Source organism: Plesiocystis pacifica SIR-1, from assembly GCF_000170895.1.
Classification (GTDB): Bacteria; Myxococcota_A; Polyangia; order Nannocystales; family Nannocystaceae; genus Plesiocystis; species Plesiocystis pacifica.
This window is the reverse complement of sequence record NZ_ABCS01000110.1, coordinates 1-20114: the sequence shown is the minus strand read 5'-3', so window position 1 is coordinate 20114 and position 20114 is coordinate 1. Positions and strand designations below refer to the sequence as shown.

The 20114-nt window shown below is 70.8% G+C and carries 15 protein-coding genes; 6 read left to right on the top strand and 9 right to left on the bottom strand.

Going from position 1 to position 20114, the window contains the following annotated elements:
- The first annotated feature begins 365 nt into the window (after positions 1-365).
- The 4 genes from PPSIR1_RS34655 to PPSIR1_RS34640 all read left to right on the top strand — a co-directional run bounded on the left by PPSIR1_RS34655 (position 366) and on the right by PPSIR1_RS34640 (position 5062).
- Entirely contained in the window at positions 366-1283 is a 918-nt protein-coding gene (locus PPSIR1_RS34655) for a hypothetical protein (RefSeq protein WP_006975918.1), read from the top strand.
- A 108-nt stretch (positions 1284-1391) separates the two neighbouring features.
- Positions 1392-1805 (top strand): hypothetical protein, encoded by a 414-nt coding sequence (locus tag PPSIR1_RS34650; RefSeq protein WP_157596286.1) that lies wholly within the window; start codon positions 1392-1394, stop codon positions 1803-1805.
- 2 nt (positions 1806-1807) lie between these two features.
- Complete coding sequence (locus PPSIR1_RS34645) at positions 1808-2362, top strand: hypothetical protein (RefSeq protein WP_006975916.1); 555 nt, start codon at positions 1808-1810, stop codon at positions 2360-2362.
- 93 nt (positions 2363-2455) lie between these two features.
- Positions 2456-5062, top strand: a complete 2607-nt coding sequence (locus PPSIR1_RS34640; protein WP_006975915.1) for a penicillin acylase family protein — start codon at positions 2456-2458, stop codon at positions 5060-5062.
- Here PPSIR1_RS34640 and PPSIR1_RS34635 read toward each other — a convergent pair.
- The 9 genes from PPSIR1_RS34635 to PPSIR1_RS34595 all read right to left on the bottom strand — a co-directional run bounded on the left by PPSIR1_RS34635 (position 5034) and on the right by PPSIR1_RS34595 (position 17019).
- Positions 5034-5651, bottom strand: a complete 618-nt coding sequence (locus PPSIR1_RS34635) for an STAS domain-containing protein (protein WP_053335480.1) — start codon at positions 5649-5651, stop codon at positions 5034-5036. The genes PPSIR1_RS34640 and PPSIR1_RS34635 overlap by 29 nt on opposite strands.
- A 491-nt stretch (positions 5652-6142) precedes the next feature.
- On the bottom strand, positions 6143-8269 hold the full coding sequence (locus PPSIR1_RS34630) for a hypothetical protein (protein ID WP_006975911.1): 2127 nt from the start codon (positions 8267-8269) through the stop codon (positions 6143-6145).
- Positions 8266-8940 carry a hypothetical protein gene (locus PPSIR1_RS34625; protein ID WP_006975910.1) on the bottom strand — a complete coding sequence of 225 codons (675 nt, stop codon included), beginning with the start codon at positions 8938-8940 and terminating at the stop codon, positions 8266-8268. The genes PPSIR1_RS34630 and PPSIR1_RS34625 overlap by 4 nt, the downstream gene beginning before the upstream one ends.
- A gap of 7 nt (positions 8941-8947) precedes the next feature.
- A complete protein-coding gene (locus tag PPSIR1_RS34620) occupies positions 8948-9328 on the bottom strand; it encodes a hypothetical protein (RefSeq protein WP_157596285.1) in 381 nt (126 codons plus the stop codon).
- A gap of 110 nt (positions 9329-9438) precedes the next feature.
- Positions 9439-10884 (bottom strand): cytochrome P450, encoded by a 1446-nt coding sequence (locus PPSIR1_RS34615; RefSeq protein ID WP_157596284.1) that lies wholly within the window; start codon positions 10882-10884, stop codon positions 9439-9441.
- A gap of 49 nt (positions 10885-10933) precedes the next feature.
- The gene (locus tag PPSIR1_RS34610; protein WP_006975907.1) at positions 10934-13678 is read right to left on the bottom strand and encodes a serine/threonine-protein kinase; all 2745 of its coding nucleotides are present in this window, start codon (positions 13676-13678) and stop codon (positions 10934-10936) included.
- A gap of 91 nt (positions 13679-13769) precedes the next feature.
- Complete coding sequence (locus PPSIR1_RS48640; RefSeq protein ID WP_157596283.1) at positions 13770-14024, bottom strand: hypothetical protein; 255 nt, start codon at positions 14022-14024, stop codon at positions 13770-13772.
- Between the two features lie 408 nt (positions 14025-14432).
- Positions 14433-15344 carry a metallophosphoesterase gene (locus PPSIR1_RS34600; protein WP_006975905.1) on the bottom strand — a complete coding sequence of 304 codons (912 nt, stop codon included), beginning with the start codon at positions 15342-15344 and terminating at the stop codon, positions 14433-14435.
- Between the two features lie 115 nt (positions 15345-15459).
- A complete protein-coding gene (locus PPSIR1_RS34595) occupies positions 15460-17019 on the bottom strand; it encodes a DUF4215 domain-containing protein (RefSeq protein ID WP_198154684.1) in 1560 nt (519 codons plus the stop codon).
- A gap of 515 nt (positions 17020-17534) precedes the next feature.
- Here PPSIR1_RS34595 and PPSIR1_RS34590 point away from each other — a divergent pair.
- Entirely contained in the window at positions 17535-18866 is a 1332-nt protein-coding gene (locus PPSIR1_RS34590) for a trypsin-like serine protease (RefSeq protein WP_006975903.1), read from the top strand.
- Positions 18867-18991: 125 nt separating this feature from the next.
- Positions 18992-20114 (top strand): trypsin-like serine protease (locus PPSIR1_RS34585; RefSeq protein WP_006975902.1); only part of this gene is annotated, 1123 nt, incomplete at its 3' end.

Below are 20114 nucleotides of genomic sequence, written 5' to 3'. Positions count from 1 at the left end.
AACCCTCGGCCAGGAGCGTGTTGCAAAGGCCCCGCTCGATGGACCAGAGATGATCGACTTGGGCCCGCTGAACGGCCGACCAGGATCGCCATCGAGTTGCTCGTGTTCATGGGTAGGGGCGGGCGCTTCTGGTCGATGGCACGAGCCCATCGCAGCTGGCTCCAGGCTGCGGAATCGGCCCCCTCGCGGGGACGCAGTGCGTGAGCCGCAGCCGGGGAGGGCGCGGACGGGCGCTGGGAGGCCGTAGCGGGGGGTGTTCGCGATGGGCATGTCGATTGCACAAATACGGGATCGTGATTCGACATGCTGAGAGTGCTGATTTTCTCTCTCGGACGTTGGCCCAGTGTTCGAACAGTCTCGCGGAGGTGCGGGCCATCGAATTCACGCCGATCGTCCGGGACTACATCGAGCGCTACGAGCGGGTGGGGCGGCGCGACGCCTACCTTTGGCGTTGGGCGGTGCGGGGGCTGGAGCTGACCCAGCTCTCCCTGGTCCCGCGCGAGTGGGCCGAGCCGCTGGCGGATACGAAGCTGCTGGCGGTGATCCTCAACGTGCTCGTGGATGATCTGGCCGATGAGCGGGGCTCGGAGCCGCTGTTGAGCGCGGCCCTGAGCATTCCCTTTTCGGCCCCGGGAGCGGCGCGGCCGGAGGTGCCGGAGGAGCTGCGGGCCTACTTTGAATTGATCGCCGATCTGTGGGGGGAGCTGGAGCGGCGTTGCCGAGCGCTGCCGGGCTACGCCGACTACCGGATGCTGCTCGAGTTCGACTTTCGGCAGGTGTTCAACGCCATGCGCTATGGGCTGCTGCTGCACTGGCAGCCGGGGCTGGCGAACCCGGCGGAGCACGAGCTCTACCCGCCCCACAACATGAACATGGTCGTGTTCGGGACCATGGACCTCATGGCCGGCTCTGGCCTCGACGCCGGGGAGATCGGGCCGCTGCGGGGGATGCTGTGGCGGGCGCAGTGCATGGGTCAGCTCTCGAACATGCTGGTCACCTGGGAGCGGGAGGTGCCCAGCCGCGACTTCTCCAGCCGCGTGTTCGCCCTGGCCCTCGCCGAGGGGGTGGTGTCCGCGGACGAGCTCCTGCGCTTGCCTGGTTCCGCGATCATCGAGCGGATCCGCGGCTCGAACATCGAGCAGCGGCTGCTCGAGCAGTGGCTCGGTCTCGAGGCGGAGCTTCGCGCGGTGATGGGTCGGCTGCCCTCGCTGGATACGCAGCGCTACATCGAGGGGCTGCGCTCGCTGCTGGGCATGACCCTCGCGTCGCGCTACCACCTTTAGATTGGGCTAGGGTGCCTGTAGATCTCATGATCAAAGATGCCGAGCGGAACGTCCATGCTGTGCCCCACCTGCAACTTTGACTATGTCGTCCACGACCGCGGCCGCTACATGCGCCCGACGGCGTGCTCGACGTGCTGGAGCCCGCGCGCGCGCGGGCTCGAGGCGAGCGGCGAGCTGTTCGATCGCTTCGTCCTCGCGCTCAACGGCCACCCCAGGAGCTACCGGTACGTCGGCCCGCCGCTCGAATTCATGCTCGCGCGCGCGCGTACGGCGAATGAGTTCACAAGGTTTTGCGACGCGATGCTTCAGGTCGACGTCGAGTCCTTCGTCGAGAAAATTTCGCGCGACCTCGACGACGACGAGTATGAGCGCGTAGGCCTCGAGCAGAGCCTATCTACGCTGCGGGCGGACGCGGCGGCGGGGATCTGGCGGTGGCGGGCGCAGGATCTCGTCGCGCGGGCGCTCGAGGCGTTCACACGCGCGCGGGCGCATCACCTCTCGCTCGTCGACAGGGGGGCCTGATCATGGACATCGATCTCGACGCCTTCATGGACTTCGACCCGACGCACGTGTGTCACGTCTGCGAGCGGACCTACGAGCTGGTCAGCCCCAACGGTCTCGATCCCAACAACGTGGTGCACCCGACGATCTGCCCGGACTGCGGCGCGCCGCGTCGGGAGAGCGGGGGCGCGCCGAGGTCCGACAACGCGGCGCTGGTTGTCTATCGCCTGTACGGCGCGGACGCGGCGACCCCGACGGGTTTTGACTACTCGCCGCTGTGCTTCGTCGCGGGCAGCACGAGAAGCGCCGAGGAGAGCGACCTGTGGATCGACGCGGCGGCGTCCGTCGACGTCGAGGCGAAGGCCGAGGTGAGGCTGGGTGTCTCCGCGAAGGTCTTGGGCGCGGACGACGAGGGACTGAGGGCGCAGGCGGAGCCGCTCGCCGCGATGGTCCGTGACGCGCGCTCAGGGGCGCTCCTGCGCCGGCTCGAGGAGCTCCGCGCGCAGCTGCGGGCGCTGCACGAGTCTGAGCGGGAGCACTATCTCGAGCTCCAACGCCGCAGGTCTCAGCGGACCTGACTCGCGCGCGGGGGGATCATCGTCCAGTGGGCGCGGGCCCGAGCATGACACCGCGAACCCGCCCCGGGTTCGGGTAGAGTCGCAGGGTTCGCCATGCTCGATCTGCGCTCGACCTCCCCCTCCCTGTTGCTCTCGGCCTCGCTGCTCCTCGCCCTGTCCGCGGGCTGCAAGGGCGACGACGGGGGCAACGAAGGCGCGGACTCGGAGACCGCGGACGAGGCCGGAGGCGAGCCGCTCGAGCCGGGGGTCGTCGAGCTCCACGTCGACAGCCACGGCGTCCACCACTTCGTCGGCGCCAGCGACCCCAGCGTGCTGTGGGCCTCGGGCTACGTCCAGGCCGAGACCCGCCTGGTCCAGATGCTGCTCCTGCGCCGCCGCGCGCTCGGGCGCCAGGCCGAGGTCTTGGGCTTCGACAAGCGCGACCAGGATCGGCTCTCGCGGATCTTCGACTTCGCCCGGCTCGGGGCGCGCGACATGGAGCGCCTCGCGCAAGAGCACCCCGAAGACTTCGCGCTGATCGAGGCCTGGATCGCGGGTGTCAACGCTTACATCGAGGCGGTCAACAGCGGCGCGGTCGAGACCCCGCTCGGGCTCGGGCCCGACGACCTCGACCTCGCGCCCGAGCCGTGGACCACGGCCGACGTCGGGGCCATCGCCAAGCTCTTGATGTTCGGCAACTCCAACAGCCTCGAGTACGAGATCCTGACCACGGTCTTGTTCCGCATCGACCCGAGCTTGTTTCAAGATCTGACCCTGCCGCTGCCGGCCTACCCGGTGTTCACGGTCCCGCCCGAACACGTGCCCAACGGCCTGCCGCCGAGCTCGGGCCCGGGGCTGCTCGGGCCCGGGGCGCTGCCGCCGGCGCCTGACGTCGATCCGGCCCCGACCATCGAAGGTCTCGAGCGCCTCCACGAGGTCCTCGACGAGTTCTCCGTCGACGGGTCCAACGCCTGGGTCATCGCCGGCAGCAACACCGCGAGCGGCCGCCCGATGTTGGCCAACGATCCCCACCAGCCCCTGACGAGCCCGGCGCTGGTCTACGCCGAGCACCTCGACAGCAAGTCTCGCGGCGCGGGCAGCTTCAACGCGGCGGGCTTCGCCTTCGCGGGTACGCCCGGGGTCCAGCTCGGCCACAACGAGGCCGTGGCCTGGGGCGCGACGACCGGGACCGCCGACGTGATGGACATGTGGTCGGTCGCGACCGACCCGGACGCCCAGACCGTCGACGTCGGCGGCCAGACCCTCGACTACGAGCCGCGCGAGGAGGTCATCGCGATCGCGGGCGGCGAGGACGAGGTCCTGATCATCGACGAGGTCCCGGGCTATGGCGTCCTACTCGGCGACGCGCTGCTCGAGGGTCTCGGCATCAACGAGGCCTTCGTCGCCGGCACCGATCGCCGCCTGCTGCTCAATTGGACCGGGTTCGAGGCCGGCAACGAGCTCCACGCCTTCTTCCAGATGGGTCGCTCGGCCGACGCCGACGCCTTCCAGGCCGCGGCCGAGCAGATGGAGGTCGGGACCTTCAACTGGATGTTCGCCGACGCCGAGAGCATCGGCTATCGCTCGCGGATCCTGGTCCCCGATCGCGGCGATCCGGGGACGATGCCGACGCCGTGGCTGATGCTCGACGGCGACGATCCGAGCGGGCTGTGGTCGGGCGCGTTCTTGGCCGACGCGCTCACGCCCCAGAGCCGGGACCCGAGCCAGGGCTACTTGCTGAGCTCCAACAACGAGCCGTTCGGGTTCACGGCCGACGGTGACATCACCAACGATCCCTTCTACTGGGGCACCTTCTTCCTGCCCGGGTTTCGGGCCAAGCGGGCCGACGACCAGCTCGCGGCGATCTTCTCCGCCGGCCCGATGACGGTCGCCGACATGCAGGCGCTGCAGACCGACACCTACTCGACCGAGGCCGACATGCTCGTGCCGCTGCTGTCCGCGGCGTGGGCCGAGGTCGGGAGCGACCCGGCGCTGGCTGCCTACGAGGGCCGCGAAGACCTCGCCAACCTCGTCGCCGAGCTCGAGGCCTGGGACCGTCACTTCGCCCGCGAGTCGAGCGCGAGCGTGGCCTTTTACGTGTTCGCCCACGAGCTCGCCCGGGTCAGCGTCGGCGACGAGATGTCGCTGGTGTTCGAGGCCATCTTGACCGCGGCCCCGGCCTTCGCCCTCAAGTTCAGCGCCCTGACCGTGACCGAGGCCTACCCGGGCAGCCCGGCGCTGATCGACAGCTCCGTCGCCGAGCTGGCGCTCGCGGCCCTCGACGCGACGATCGCCTGGATGGACCAAAACGCGGGCGGGAGCTCGACCGCGGGCCTGCGCTGGGACGAATTCCACATCACCGAGTTCGCCAGCCCGGTCGAGTCCCTGACCTGGGGGCAGGTCGGCAGCGCGGGCTCGGTCTGCATCCTCAACCAGGCCACGGCCAAGTACCTGACGCCCGCGGGCGAGGTCGCCGATCGCTTCATCAGCACCGACGGCTCGATGTTCCGCTCGGTCATCGAATTCGGCGAGGACGGGCGCCCGCGCATGCACTTCAATTTCGCGCCGGGCAACGGCGGCGCGCCGGGGGGCCCCAACTGGGGCGACGCCGTCGAGGACTGGGCGGCGGGGACCTACGTCGACATGCCCTTCACGCTCGCCGAGATCGAAGCCGCGAGCGACGAAGTCCGGATCATCGAGGTCCCCGAGGCCTATCATTGAGTCGATGTCCGCCGACCGGATCGGCAGCTCGCTCGGGGCGGGTCATGGCGTAGGCCGCCTCGAGCCCGGCGCCGAGGCTGCGCTGGATGGTCATCTCGCTCAGGTCGATGTCGAGGGTGAGCAGGCGCTGGGCGTTGGTCGGGCTGACGCCGGTGAGGATGGTGCGGGCGCCGAGCAGGCCGACGGCGCGGAAGGTCGCGACCAGCTTGGCGGCCACGCCCGCGTCGATGTCGGGGACGCCGGTGATGTCGACGACGAGGACCCGGGCGCCCTTGGTCGACACGGCCTCGAGGGCCCGCTCGATCATCTGCTCGGAGCGGCCGAGGTCGACGACGCCGACCAGCGGCATGAGCACGACGCGGTGGCCGACCTCGAGCACGGGCGTGGACAGCTCGAGGTTGCGCCGCTCGGCCTCGGCCCGCTCGTGCTCGCGCAGCTCGAGCTCCTGGTGGAGCATCATCAGGCCGGCGAGGATCTGGGCCGAGGTCGGGTCGTCTTCGGCGAGGACGTCGGCCTCCGTCACCCGGCAGCGGGAGTTGGCGAGGTCGGTGAGGTGGCTGAGCAGGACCTCGCCGAAGTGCTCTTTCATCGACACGGCAAAAGGCCTCCTCGGCGTCCTCGATGGAGCCGTGCAGGCTCAGGGAGATGGTCATCGCGGCCTGGACGAAGCGCGAGGCCACGGCGATCAGCGGGTTGTCGTTGATCACCAGGCAGTAGTGGCGGATCTGGCCCGAGAGGCGCTCGGCTCGGGAGATGATGAGCTTGCGCGTCTGAACGCTGGGCAGCTTGATGGCCTCGCGCACGTCGACGAGGAAGAAGGGGCAATCGTGCTCGATGACGAGGGCCTCGGCTACGTCATACATCAGGTTGATCGTGAACGGCGAGGTCTTGGGGATCTCGCGGTAGAGCACGATGCCGGGCTTGTAGAGCGTGACTCGAGCGCGCAGGGCCTCGAGCTCCGCGGGCGAGGCGTCGGGTCCGTAGGTGCGGGCTTCGATCTCGACGGGGGGCGGGGCCATGGTTCGAGTCGGCGGACTCGAGGATAGCACCGGGCACCGAGCCCGCCGGTGCCGCGGGCCGCTACAGCTTGGTCAGGTTGCCCAGGGCCGTCAGCACGGTCTGGATCGTCTGCGCCCGGGTCTCCTGGGCCTGCTGGACCATCTGCAGGTGGAGCTCCCACAGCTCCTTGTCGATGCCGCCGTCGCGCTGGGGGACGACGACGTCGAGGTCGCCGTCGATGCGGATGCGCGTGAACGCCCGCAGGTCGCCCTGCTCGGCCAGGGTCTTGCGGTCGACGGACGCGGCGGCGCTCGGATCGGCGCTGACGTAGGTGCGCACCTCGAGGGTCATGGCGTCTTCGACGGCCCCCGAGAGGGCCTCGGCCATGCGGTTGACGAAGCCCGAGATGGTGCCGCGGCTTTCGTGCGGGGCGGGTGGGGGCTGCTCGTCCTCGCCCGACTCGGGGTTGGCGGCAGGGCGACCCTCGCCCTCGTCTTCCTTGCCCTTGCCGAACCAGCCGAAGTTCACGTTGCCCGCCTCGGGGCCGGGGGCCTGCGCGCTGGGAGCCTCGTCGGGCTCGCCCGCTGTCGGGGCCTCGCCGGTCGTCGCCGGGCTGGACTCGGGGCTGGACTCGGAGCTCGGCGCGGGGAGCTGCCCGAGGACCACGCTGTCGCGGCCCCGGGGCTCTCCGTCGAGGGGCGCGAGGGACAGGCGCACGGCCGGATCGCCCATGACCGCGTAGCCGCGGGCGTCGTTGTTGGACGTCCAGGTGTGGGCGAGGGTGAAGGGGTCGACGGCGTCCGGGTCCCACTCGAGCTCCTCGATCTGCAGGGTCAGGTCCGAGGCCATCTCGGCGTAGCGCTCGTTGAAGTACTCGATCGCCATGCCCACGGTGGCGCCCTTCATCAGGACCTCGAGGGCGCTCTCGAACACGGCGAGGGCGGGCTCGGAGGCGCCGCGCTTGCCCGTGCCCCACATGAAGGAGTAGCCCCACGCTCGCTCGATGTGGCCGACGGCCGCGAGCGCGCCGCCCTTGGGGTGGGCGAGCATGCGCCGCTGGAGGTCGGAGAGGAAGGGGGCCTCGGCGATGGGCTTGCGCTCCTTGAAGGCCTGCTTGGCGAACTCGTCGTAGCGCGGGGTGCCGCCGCCGTAGCAGGCGAAGTTGAAGGCGATCATCCCGAGCATGCCGGCGCCGCCGCTGAGGTCGTCGCCCGAGAGGTAGAGCTCCTCCTTGATCGGCCCCTTCCAGTGGTTGGGCCCGGGCCAGTCCTGCAACAGCAGCGCGCCCTGGTGCCGGCGCTGGCGGGGGTCGCCGAGCTCGAAGCCGACGCCGTGGCTGCCGGTGAACATCAGCGCGGGCGTGCTCGGGCCGCCGAACAGCTGGGACACCGTGGCCTTGTCGGCGCGCTCGTCGAAGTAGCGCGACACGGACCACTGCGCGCCGTCGGGGCCCTTCCAGGCCTCGGTCTTGTCGGCGAGGGGGGAGACGAGGAACTCGCGGCTGAGCTGGGTCGCGGCGTCGTCGGGGTTGGACACGCCGACGAAGGCGGCCTCGCGCGGCAGGGCCAGGCCGCCGGTCTCGGCCGCGACCACGCTGCGCGCGTAGTTGGCGTAGTTGTCGAGGGTGTCGAAGTGGATGCGCCCGACGGCGTACTGCACGTCGAGCTGGTACTGGACGCGGAACGGGATCTCGTCGGGGGAGGCGACGATGAGGATGTAGTAGGGGATCTTGTCGGGGTCGACGGGGCCAGGTCCTGCGCCGAGGCGGGCGAGCAGCTGGACCTTGCTCTCCTTGGGCCGGTAGCCGTCGGCGCCCCGGTACTCGCGGTAGCGGTGCGCGTGCAGCTTGGTCGCCTGGGCCCGGCGCAGGGCGAGCAGGGGCGAGAGCGCCTCGCGGATCGCATCCTGGGCGCGCTTGGCCTCGGCGTCCCGACCGGTCGCGGGGAACAGCACGGCCCACCCGGACTCCTCGAGCTTGGACGCGTCGACGCCCTCCTTGACGCCGAAGTGGCGGTTGTCTTTTTGGCGCTTTTTGTCGGCGAGCTCGGCGAGGTGCGACTTTTGGTCGTCGTCGTCGGCGCGCGCGAGGGTTCGGCCCTCGGCGACCTGGGCGAGCTCGGCGGTGCTGACCGAGTCGAACAGGTAGTCGCCAGAGCTGGCGTTGATGCCGTTGAAGTGGACGGGCTCGTCGAGGTCTTGGATGGTCACGGGCGTGCTCGCGGGGCGGTGGGAGGCGTGGGCGGGTCGTCGTGCAGGGCTCGCTCGGCCTGGACGCGCTTCAAAAAGCGCCATGCGGTCGGGAGCGCGAGCCAGGGGCTGCCCGCGGCCGTGGCCGCGGCGATCTTGGCGGCCATCTCGGCGAGGGCGAGGAGGGTCTGGGCGCGGGCCTGTCGCTGGGCGATGGCCAGGCTGAGCGCGCGGGCGTGGGCCTCGAGGAGGGCCGCGCGCTGCTCGGGGTCGTCGGTGCGGGGCAGGCGGAACACGCTGTTGAGGTCGCCGCCGGGGGTGACCCGGGTGGACGCGAGCAGGGGCGCCGCCGCGGGGTCCTTGCCGGTCGGCACGGGGAGCGGCGTGTCCACGCGCAGGCTCAGGCGCAGGCGATCGCTGAGGGCCAAGAGCCCGGCCTCGGCCTCGGCGTCCGCCGCGGCACCCGCGGAGGAGCCGGCGGCGAAGCTGAGCGCCCCGCCTCGTCGGGTCTGGGCGAGCTCGCGGAGCAGCCCGAGCTCGGGGTTGTCGGTGTCGCCCGCGTCGCCCGTGCCGGCCGAAAAGGAGACCGACGCGGGCCTCGGGCTGCCCGGCGGACCCAGGCTGCGCAGCACTCGGTCGAGGCGACGCTGGGCCTCGTCGAGGGCCGCGGTGGAGTCGAGTTCGTGGACCACGGGGCGCTCAGCGCTTGGACAGCTCGTGGACCAGGGCCATCACGGACTCGAGGGTCGCGGCCCGGTCCTTGCGCGCCTGGGCGACGGCCTCGGTGTGCAGCCGCCACAGGGCCTCGTCGGGCTCGCCGCTGGACAGAAGCGGGATGCTCTGGTCGGTGTCGCCGTCGATGCCGATGCGCGTGCAGGCGCGGAGCTGGCCAGCCCCCGCATCGCCCGCGTCGGGGGCGAGGGTCAGGGTGCGGACCTCGAGGCTGGTGAGGTCCTTCAGCGCGTTGCTCAGGACCTCGCCGAGCTGGGCGGTCAGCGAGTCTCGGAGGCGGACGTTGCCGGCCGGGGCAGCCGCGACGGTCCCGATGGTGCGGGAGCTCGATTCGGTGGAGGATGCCATGCCCCATGCTACGCCGATCTCGAGTCCGCGCTGGCGAAACTCGACGTCGAAGCGGGCCTGTGAGGGGGCCGGCTCGCGTGGAAACACCAGGCCGCGCGGCTTCGGCCCGCTCATGCGCTTCGCGGACGAATTCGAACTCGTACGCCCTGACTCGGCGTCACCGCGAAGCCATGGATGACCGGCTGGTTGACGACCCCGGGTTCGGCCTCGACGCGCGCGCGCGAGAGCAGCACGGCGAGGATCACCCGCATCTCGTAGTTGGCGAAGGCGGCACCGATGCAGCGCCGGTTGCCGCCGCCGAAGGGGAAGTACTGGTTGGCCTTGAAGCGCCCGCCGTCGAGGAAGCGCTGGGGTCGGAAGACCTCGGCGTCCTCGCCCCAGACCGCAGGGTCGTGGTGGACCAGGTAGATCGACGCCCAGGCCACGACGCCGGCGGGCAGCTCGTAGTCGCCGATGGTCGTGGGCCCGACCACCCGGCGCCCGACGGCGGGCGCGATCGGGCTCAGGCGCATGGACTCGTCGATGCACGCGCCGAGGTAGTCGAGGGACTCGACGCGCTCGGGGGTCCACGCGCTCGCGGGCGTCGCGGGGCCTTCGGGGGCGGCGGCGTCGAGCTCGGCGTGGAGCTTGGCGAGGGCGGTCGGCTCGCTCAGCAGGTGGTGCATGGCCCAGGACAGGGCGGTGGCGGTGGTCTCGTGCCCGCCGACGAGCAGGGTCAGGAGCTCGTCGATGATGTGCGCGTCGTCGAGGGGCTGGCCCTGCTCGTCCTGGGTGTCGACGAGCAGGGCGAGGATGTCGCTGCGCTCGGCTCGGCGCTCGGGATCGACGGCACGGCACGCGGCCAGCTCCTCGCGCAGGCGGACCACGACCCGGGCCTTGGCGTCGGCGAGGCGCTGCCAGGGCAGCGGGCGGAGCAGGGAGGCGCGGCCGTGGGCGCCCGAGCGCAGGCTCGCGTTGGTCTTGCGCTCGAGGAAGGCGCGGACCTTGGCGCCGCTGGTCATCATCGAGACCAGGAACACGCTCTGGGCCAGGGCCGCGCGGGTCCACGCGAGGGTCAGGCCCTCGAGCTCGCGCTGGCGCTGGGGGTCGATGACGCCGAAGATGCTGGCGACGATCACCGAGAGGGTGACGCGCTGGAACTCGGGCATGAGGTCGATGGAGGCGCCCGGGCTGGTCTCGGCCAAGAGCGCGTCGACGCGCGCGGCGGTGAGCCGGGCCATGAGCTCGCCGAACACGGTGATCCGCTCGCCGTGCAGGGGCGGCATCAGCAGCTTGCGCTCGCGCTTGTGGCGGTCGCCGTCGAGGAAGAGCAGCGAGTTGGGCCCGAGGTTGATGGGCACGTTGACCTCGCTGGCGTCGAACTGGCTCGGGGCCAGGCGCAGCACCTCCTTGACCCGCTCGGGGTCGCTGAACACCGCCATGCGGTCGCCGGGGATGCGCAGGGTGAAGTCCGGTCCGTGGGCATCCCTGGCGTCGCGCAGCAGGCCGTAGGGGTCCATGCCCAGGCGCGTGGCCTGGCTCAGGGGGGAGGGCGCGTAGGCCGGGGGCAGGGGCATCGCGCAGAGCATAGCCCCCCGAGCGAGCAGCGACGATCTCGAGCGGCGATCAGCGGGCGGCGTCGTGCTCGGGCGTTGGGGCGTCGAGGCCCGCGAGCCAGGCTTCGACCTCGGCGCGCTGCTTGTCGGATTTGTCCTTGGCGAAGCCGGCCACGGCTCGCTCGCCGAGGAGCCGCGCGCGCTCGAGCTCGCCGCCGCCGAGGGCGGCCTGGGCCGCGCCAAAGCACAGCTCGGCGAGGGCCTCCGAGGGGGCCTCTTCGTCGCGCCCGTCGAGGGCGGCCGCGTAGTGCTCGAGGGCCTCGGCGTGCTCGCCCCGGGCCAGGCGGACGCGGGCGATGCCCTCGTGCTCGCCGCGGACCTCGGGGTGGTCGGCGGGCAGCGAGGCGGCGGCGAGCTCGAGGGCGCGCTCGAACTCGGCGAGGGCCTCGTCGAGGTCGCCGGCCTTTTCGTGGCAGGCGGCGATGGCGTGGACGATCGCGGCGACCTCGGGGTGCTCGGCGCCGTGGACGGCCTCGCGGATGGCCAGGGCGCGGCCGTAGAGGGTCAGGGCCCGGTCGGGGTCGGCGTTTTGCTCGACGGCGAGGCCGAGGTTGAGCAGGGAGTGGGCGACGTCGGGGTGTTGGCTGCCGAGGGTGTCCTCGCGGATGGCGAGGGCCCGCTCCTGGATGGCGATGGCTTCGTCGAGCTCCTCGCGCATCATGTGCACGACGGCGAGGTTGCCCAGGGCCTTGGCCGTGGCCGGGTGCTCTTCGCCGAACAGCCCGCGCCAGATCTCGAGGGCGCGCTCGAAGCTGGCGAGGGCCTCGTCCTGCTCGCCGGTCGAGGCCTGGATCGCGCCCAGGCTGTTGAGCATGCGCGCCTCCTGGGTCGCCCCGCGCAGGTCCATGCGGTCGAGGAGCATCTGGGCGAGCTCGGCCCAGTGACGGCCGAGCTCGAACTCGGCCAGGATCATGCCCAGCATCCCGGTCAGGCCCGAGGCGGCCTCGAGGGCGCGGAGGTCGTCGCTCGCCCGACCGGCGGCGAAGAAGGCCGCCTCGTAGGCTCCGCGGGCGGCCTCGAAGTTTCCGAGGGTCCGCTCGTTGCTGGCCCGGGCGAGCTGGATCTCGGACACGAGGGGGTCCCAGCCGAGGAGTTCGGCCGCGGCGAGGGCCTCGTCGAGGGGCCCGCGGACGGCCTCGCGCTGGCCCTCCTGGATCTGCCTGCGGAGCTGGTCCAGGTCCGCGCGGATGGCCGCGACGCGCTCGCGGGTGGCCGGGTCCGCGGGGGGGCGCTCGCGCAAGTTCAGCCAGCGCTCGTCGGCGCACAGCGAGATGATCGGGAGCTCGGCGGCGGCCACCACCGCGTCGGTCACGGCGTCGGGGGTGGCGCGGGTCCAGGCCTCGGCGAGGGTCGCAAACTCGGCCCGGTGCTCGTCGAGGCAGGCCGAGCGCGGGTCCTCTCCCGTGGCCTCGGGCGGGCGGGCCATGCAGGCCTCGCGGCGCGCGTCGGTCCACTCGGCGGCGTAGCGGTCCATCCACCCCGAGGCGCGCCCGAAGCTCTCGTCGGCGTAGCTCAGCTCGGTGCTCGAGAAGGCCGCGCGCGCGGCCTCGCGGGCGTCGGCGTCCCAGTGCTCGGCGATCGCGGCGGCCTCGAGCTCGCAGGCGCCCGCGCGGGCCTGGGCGGCGCGGTGCTGCAGGGCGAAGATGCCACCGAGGGTGGCGGCGAGGGCTCCCGCGACGCCGAGGGCCGTCAAGCGGTTGCGACGGCGCCGCTCGGGGTCGGCGTCGAGGACCTCGAGCAGGGCCTCCATCGACGGCCAGCGCTCGGCTCGGTCCTCGTGGAGCCCGCGGGCCATGGCGCGGTTGAGCCAGCCTGGGACGTCGCGGCGGCTCGGGGCCCGCCGATCGCCGGTGGTCACGGCCAGGGACAGGGCGGCGAGGTTGTCCCCGACGAAGGGGCGCTCGCCGTGCACGGCTTGCCACAGCGCGACGCAGAAGCTGAACTGGTCGCTGAAGGGATCGCCGCGCTCGCCCGCGAACTGCTCGGGGGCCATGTAGGCTGGGGTCCCGAGCATGGTGCCGGTGACCGTCAGGTTGCTGTGCAAGATCGCGGCGCTCGAGGCGAGGGCGAAGCCGTGCAGGTCGACCTCGTCGCCTTCGGCCCGCTGGTCGGCTCCATCTTCAGCGTCGAGGCTGGCTTCGCTCCCGTCGTCACCGCGGGCCAGGCCAAAGTCCATGACCAGCACGCGGCCGTCGGCGCGGACCATGACGTTGGCCGGCTTGAAGTCGCGGTGGACCAGGCGCTCGTGGTGCGCCGCCGCGAGCCCCCGTCCGGCCGCCCGGAACACCTCGAGGATGTCGGCGAGGGAGCGAGCATCGGCCGACAGCCACTCGCCGAGGGTCACGCCGTCGACGAACTCCATGGCGATGTAGGGCGCGCCGCGGAAGCTGCCGATCTCGTAGACCTGGACGATGTTGGGGTGCGAGAGCTTGGCCAGGGCCTTGGCTTCGCGGATCAGTCGAGTCCCGTGTCGCTGCCGTCGGCGCAGCAGCTTGAGCGCGACCTTGCGATCGAGGCGCTCGTCGTAGGCCGCGAAGATGATGCCCATGCCGCCCTCGCCGAGGCGATGGAGGACGACGTAGTGATCGATGCGGGCCGGGTCGGGCTCGGGCTCGAGGGGGTCCCCGCCGAGGTTGCCCTCGTGGGTCGAGAGCCCCGGCAAGGTCGCCGCAGACATCGGATCCACCACGCTCGACTCGTCGACCAACAGGGTCGGCTCGTCGTGGCCTGGCGTGCTGGCATCAGTCGCCGGCATGGCGCGCTGAGCCTAACAAGCTGGCGGGTGCGCGGGGGGAGGGCGTCCGTGACTCACCAAGGCGCGCGTTGGAGCGGTGCGCGCAGGGTCCCTAGGCCGGCCCAGGGTGCGAGAGCGGCGTAGGGGCGGCTTCGCGCATGTGCTTCTCGAGCACCCGCGCGGATCCCTGGCTGCGCTCCGCGAGGGCCGCGTCGAAGCTCTCGACGCTCGAGTGGAACGCGCACTCGCGGGCGAGGATGGGGTAGCAAAGGGCGATCGCAAAGCGGATGAAGGGGTGCAGCTCGGCCACGAGCATGTGCACGACCACCCGCTCATGGCGGCGGATGTACCAGCGCAGCGAATGCATCGCGTTGCCCCAGCTGACCCCGGTTGCCGCGCGGTGATCCATGAACACTGCGCGTGGTGTGTTTTCGGACAGTGTGGCGAAATGGTCGTCGATGGTAGCGAATAGCGACTCGACGATGTTTCGGTCGATGAAGCCCCGAGTTCGCACCCGAATGGCCACTGGGCTGACAAAGAACGCCCTCGCGTGACCGCGAGGATCGCGGAAGTCGACGGATCGAGCCCCGACCTCGCGCTGTTCTTCGACCATGGCGGGGTGGGGTGGCGCGACTAGCAACATGAAATTTCTATAGCAATAGAGACCCGTCGCGGTAGTCGAAAAAAATATCTTTTGTTGTCTGTCTATAATCTGACTGGCCGGTTTGTTGGCAGTGAGACTATGTTCAGAGTCTGTTCATAAAATGTTCATGCTTCACTTTTTTGGGACCAGGTGGATGAACACCAGCTCGGGTCGGCACAGAAAACGCAGCCGCGGGGCCGCGGCCCGCTCCATGCCGACGCCGCGGGACACGACCAGCGAGCGCCCGTCGTCGAGCACGGTGTGGCCGGCGGCGTGGTCTCGCGGGACCCGCGAGAAGGTGATCAGCGGGCCGATGAAGGGGAGTTGGACCTGGCCGCCGTGGGTGTGCCCGGCGACGAGCAGATCCCCGCCGACCTCGCCGAGGCTGAAGTCGGGGGCGTGGCCGAACACGATGTGGAAGCGCTCGGGGTCCTCGGGCGGGAGGGTCAGCGCAGCGTCGAAGCTGTCGCCGAGGGGCAGGCCGGTGAGCACGAGGGGCCCGAGGTCGGCGCGGGTCCGGCTGCGCCAGGTCTCGACGCCCGTGCCCTCGAAGCTCTCGGGCCAGCGCTCGGGCTGCTCGGCCTCGATGTTGCCGGGGACGGCGAAGGCACCCAGGGGCGGGTCGAAGGCGGCGGCCCGGAGGAGTTTGTTGAATTCGTATGACTGGTGGGAGAACTCGCTGGGCCGGACCTGCACGAAGTCGCCGGGGAACAGGATCAAGTCCGGCTGCTCGGCGGCGACCATGGCGAACACCGCGGCCTCGTAGTCGCCGGGGTGGTCGGTCTGCACGTCGGCGAGCACGGCGACGGTCAGCGGCGCGTCGAGCTTGTCGGTCTCGATCTCGAGGTGGGTGACCTCGAGGGCGCGGGGCTCGACGAAGAAGGCGTCGACGCCGACGGCGAGGACCAGGGCGACGAGGGCCCCGACGACGAGGGCGCGGCGCTTGTCGTCGCGGCGCCAGGCGAGGACGGCGTGGGCGGTGCCGGCCAGGGGCAGGGCGACGAAGATCACCACGGCGGCGATCGACATGACGAGGAAGATCATGCGCGGATCAGGCTCCCACGGATCCCCGCGGGAGGCGACGGTGAGCCGTGGAATTGCTCGCTTTTTGCACCCCGGCGTGACACCGAGGCGAGGGCTCTAAGGCCCTGGCCCTGGCTCAGCCGCCCGTGTCCATCATCGGCGGGATCATGCAGTCGGAGTCGCAGTTCTCGTCCGGCGTGCCGCCGTGGTCGCACGCTTCGTCCGTGGCGTGCACGTAGCCGTCGCCGCAATAGGCGGTCTCGCAGTTGCCGACGCAGTCGTCGTCGTTGTCGGAGTTGCCGTCGTCGCACATCTCGCCCTGTTGGATGAACATGTCGCCGCAGGCCGGGGGCATGCAGTTGACGGTGCACTCGTCGTCGTTGTCGAAGTCGCCGTCGTCGCACATCTCGACGCCCAGCTCGACGATCCCGTCGCCGCACACGGCCTCGTCGCACACGTCCGTGCACGCGTCCGTGGCGACGGTGTTGCCGTCGTCGCAGTCCTCGAAGCCAGTCCACAGGTAGCCGTCGCCGCAGGTCGCGTCGAGGCAGCCCATCACGCAGTCGTCGGTGTTGACGTCGTTGCCGTCGTCGCACTCTTCGTTGCCGGCCCACTCGAAGCCGTCGCCGCAGGTCGCGTTTTGGCACGTCGAGGTGCAGGCGTTGGCGTTGGAGTTGGCCTGGCCGTCGTCGCACTGCTCGCCGTTGCTGGGCTGGACGTAGCTGTCGCCGCACGCGGCGTTGGAGCAGGTGTCGGTGCAGCTGTCGGTGTTGACGTCGTTGCCGTCGTCGCACTCTTCGTTGGGATCGACGACGCCGTCGCCGCAGCTGGGCGACTTGCACATGTTGGTGCAGCCGTCGTCGTTGACGTCGTTGCCGTCGTCGCAGCCCTCCCCGGGGCCGACGTAGCCGTCGCCGCAGGTCGCGGCCTTGCAACCCTCGACGCAGCTGTCGGTGTTGCTGGAGTTGCCGTCGTCGCACTCCTCCTCGCCGGCCCACACGATGCCGTCGCCGCAGCTGGCGGGCTCGCAGGTGTTGAGGCAGGCGTCGGAGTTGACGTCGTTGCCGTCGTCGCAGGTCTCCTCGCCCGACCACAGGTAGCCGTCGCCGCAGGTGGCTTGCTCGCAGGTCGCCAGGCAGTCGTCGGTGTTGTCCGGGTTGGCGTCGTCGCAGTCCTCGAGCCCGACCCAGATGTGCCCGTCGCCGCACGAGGCGTTGACGCAGGTGTTGAGGCAGCTGTCCGAGTTGCTGGCGTTGCCGTCGTCGCAGGCCTCGCCCTCGTCGACGACCCCGTCGCCGCAGCTGGCCAGGGCGCAGTCGTTGGTGCAGCCGTCGTCGTCGTTGTCGTTGCCGTCGTCGCAGCCCTCACCGGGGCCGACGAAGCCGTCGCCGCAGGTGGCCAGGATGCACTCGTTGAGGCAGGTGTCGTTGTTGCTGTCGTTGCCGTCGTCGCACTCTTCGCCCGGGTCGGTGACCCCGTCGCCGCACACGGGGGTCTGGCAGGTCCCGTCGACGCAGCTGAGCCCCTCGTCACAAGTCGCGCCGATGTCACAGGGGCAGCCCTCGGCGCCGGGGGTGCACTCGCCCTCGGAGCCGATGTCGTCGGCGGCGGTGGTGTTCGACTCGACGAGGCCGGAGTTGCAGCTGGTCAGCCCGAGGGCCATCGCCAGGCTCAGGGGCAGTTGAAGTCGCTTCAAGGCGTAAGCCGCGAGTCCTCGGAAGGCGCGGTAGTTCATGGGCTCACGCTATCACCGGGTCCCTTCCAGAGTAAGGCGGGCCCCCGGGTGGGGACGAGCCGTGACGTGGGAATCACGCGCTCGCGACCGAATGGAAGGTGCGGCCTTCGCGAGGGCTCAAAGCTGGAGTGAGGCCCATCGTTCGCCCCTGAGCGCGTGTTCGGACACACCCCGATCGCGCAGGGTCGTATGCGATTCGTAAGCGCAACCCGCACAGTTCGGGTCGACTTTGTCGGCTCTGCTCACGAAGTCATCGAACGCCCGATGATGGGCTCGTATGGGAGAATTCGAATGCATCCGGAAGGATTGAATGTTCCGTTGGAATCAGCGCTTTGAGGAGCTGTGGGGGAATTTCGTTGGTACACTGCCGCATGGCCTGCCGCTGGCGCCCTCTCCCCCCTGTCACCTTTTTGGCCGCGCTGTCCCTCCCACTCGTGTTCGCGTCCTCCCTCGCACACGCGGGCGCACCCGATCAGGTGGACGGGCCCGACGTCGACCAAGACCCGCTGATCTCCGGTGGGACGCCGGCACAAAACTGCCAGTGGCCCACGACGACGCTGCTGTTCAACAACGCGATCTGCACGGGCACGCTGATCCACCCGGAGATCGTGGCCACGGCGGCGCACTGCCCCTACGTCAACCAGATGGTGTTCGGCGAGTCGGGCAACGACGTCGGCCGGGTGGTCAACGTCGACTACTGCCTGCGCAACCCCGACTACGAGTCGCAGGTCAACAACGGCGTCAACGGGACGGACTACGCGTTTTGCAAGCTCTCCCAGCCCGTCAACGACATCCCCATCACCCCCCCGGTGATGGGCTGCGAGCTCGACTTCCTGCAAGCCGGCGAGTCGGCTTGGATCGTCGGCTTCGGCAACAACCAGGGCGAGCAGGGCGCGGGCACCAAGCGCTGGTCCGAGGCGGACATCCAGACCCCGGTCACCCAGGACTCGGAGACCGTCGCGGTCGGCTCCGTGGGCAACGCGGCCTGCGGCGGCGACTCGGGCGGCCCGGCCTACATCCAGTACCCCGACGGCAGCTGGCACACCTTCGGCATCGTGTCCGGCGGCCCGCCCTGCGGGCAGGGGGCCGACGTCTACGCCCTGATGCACCGCGCCGTGCCCTTCATCGAGGCCAACTCGGGCATCGACGTGACGCCCTGCCACGACGCCGACGGGACCTGGAACCCGAGCCCGGACTGCGGGGGCTTTGCGACCGAGACCCTGGCGACCAACGTGTCGTGGAACAGCGGCTGCGCCACGGCGCTGTCGGGCCCGCTCTCGACCTGCGGCCCGGACTACACCGCGCCCCCGGACGACAACCCGCCCCTGGTCAAGATCACCGACCCGGCCAACGGCTCGACCTACGAGTCGGGCGAGGCGGCCTTCGACATCGTGGTCGCGGCCGACGACGTCGAGTTTGGCGTGACCCAGGTCGAGCTCTACGTCAACGACGAGCTCGCGGCGACCAAGGGCGAGGAGCCGTGGATCTTCGACGGCGCCAACTTCCCCAACGGCACCTTCGAGCTCGTCGCCACCGCCGAGGACTTCAGCGGCAACGTGGCCACCTCGGACACCGTGACGATCACCGTCGGCAGCTCGGGGGGGTCGGGCGGCGAGGACGAGGGCGACGAGGAAGACGACGGCGCCGACGAGGTCGGCAGCGAGGACGGCTTCGACACCTTCGGCATGGAGCCCGGGGTGGGCGACGAGGGCTGCGCGTGCTCGACGGAGCCCGGGCGCGGGGGCGGCTACGGCCTGGGCGGCCTGGCCCTGCTCGCGCTGCTCGGCCTGCGCCGTCGGCGTGACTAGTTCGCGTTGCGCGATGCCCCGTCCCCAACGGCGGGGCTGGCCGATTTCGCGCGCCCGAAGGAGGACCCTCGGGCGCGTTTCGCTACCCCGGGCGCGATTGCGATCGACTGCTATGGTGGTCGGCGATGACTGCCCGTCCGCGCCGCGCCATCGAGGTCTCGCTCTTCGCCGCCGCCGCCTTGCTCGGCATCCCCGCCCTGGCGCACGCCAGCCCGCCGGCGGAGTCCTTTGAGCCCGCGACCCCCGACGAGGGCGTGAGCCCGCTGATCTCCGGGGCCCTCGAGGCGCAGGAGTGCCAGTGGCCCTCGGTCGTCGCGCTGCCCTACGGCGACGACCTGTGCACGGGCACGCTGATCCACCCGGAGATCATCGTCACCGCGGCGCACTGCGGCGTGCCCGAGGAGGCCATCTTCGGCGAGGACATGTTCAACCCGGCGCGGACCATGCCGATCGCCTATTGCCTCGACAACCCCGACTACGACACCGAGCTCTACAACGGCGTCAACGGGGGCGACTTCGCCTTTTGCCGCCTGGTCCTGCCCGTCGACGACGTGCCCATCACCCCGCCCGTGTTCGGCTGCGGCGTCGACGAACTCCAGCTCGAGGCCAGCGCGACGATCATCGGCTTCGGCAACACCGACGGCAACCAGGGCTACGGGACCAAGCGCTGGGCTCAGGTCTCGGTGCTCACCGAGCTCGACGACACCGACACCCTCGTGGTCGGCGAGGTCGGCTCGAACGTGTGCCTGGGCGACTCGGGCGGGCCGGCGATGCTGCAGTACGAAGACGGCAGCTGGCACGTGTTCGGCATCGTCACCGGCGGCTCGGCCAACTGCGGGGCGGGCTACGGCTACTTCGCCCTGGTCCACGAGGCCGCGGCCTTCATCGAGGAGTTCTCGAACATCGACGTCACGCCTTGCCACGACATCGACGGGACCTGGAACCCCGGCCCGGACTGCAAGGCCTTCACGACCGAGCCGCTGCTGACCCAGCCGGCCTGGGACGAGGGCTGCCCCGCCCCCGGTCCGGCCCTGCCCCTGAGCACCTGCGGCGAGCCCTTCGTGACCGACGTCGACGCGCCGAGCGTGGCGATCACCTCGCCCGAGGATGGGGCGAGCTACACCGAGCTCGAGATCACCCTCGACGTCAGCGTGGACGCCAGCGACGCGGAGTCGGGCGTGGCCAGCGTCGAGCTGATCCTCGACGGGGAGAGCGTGGCCGTCGACGACGAGGCGCCGTGGCTGTTCG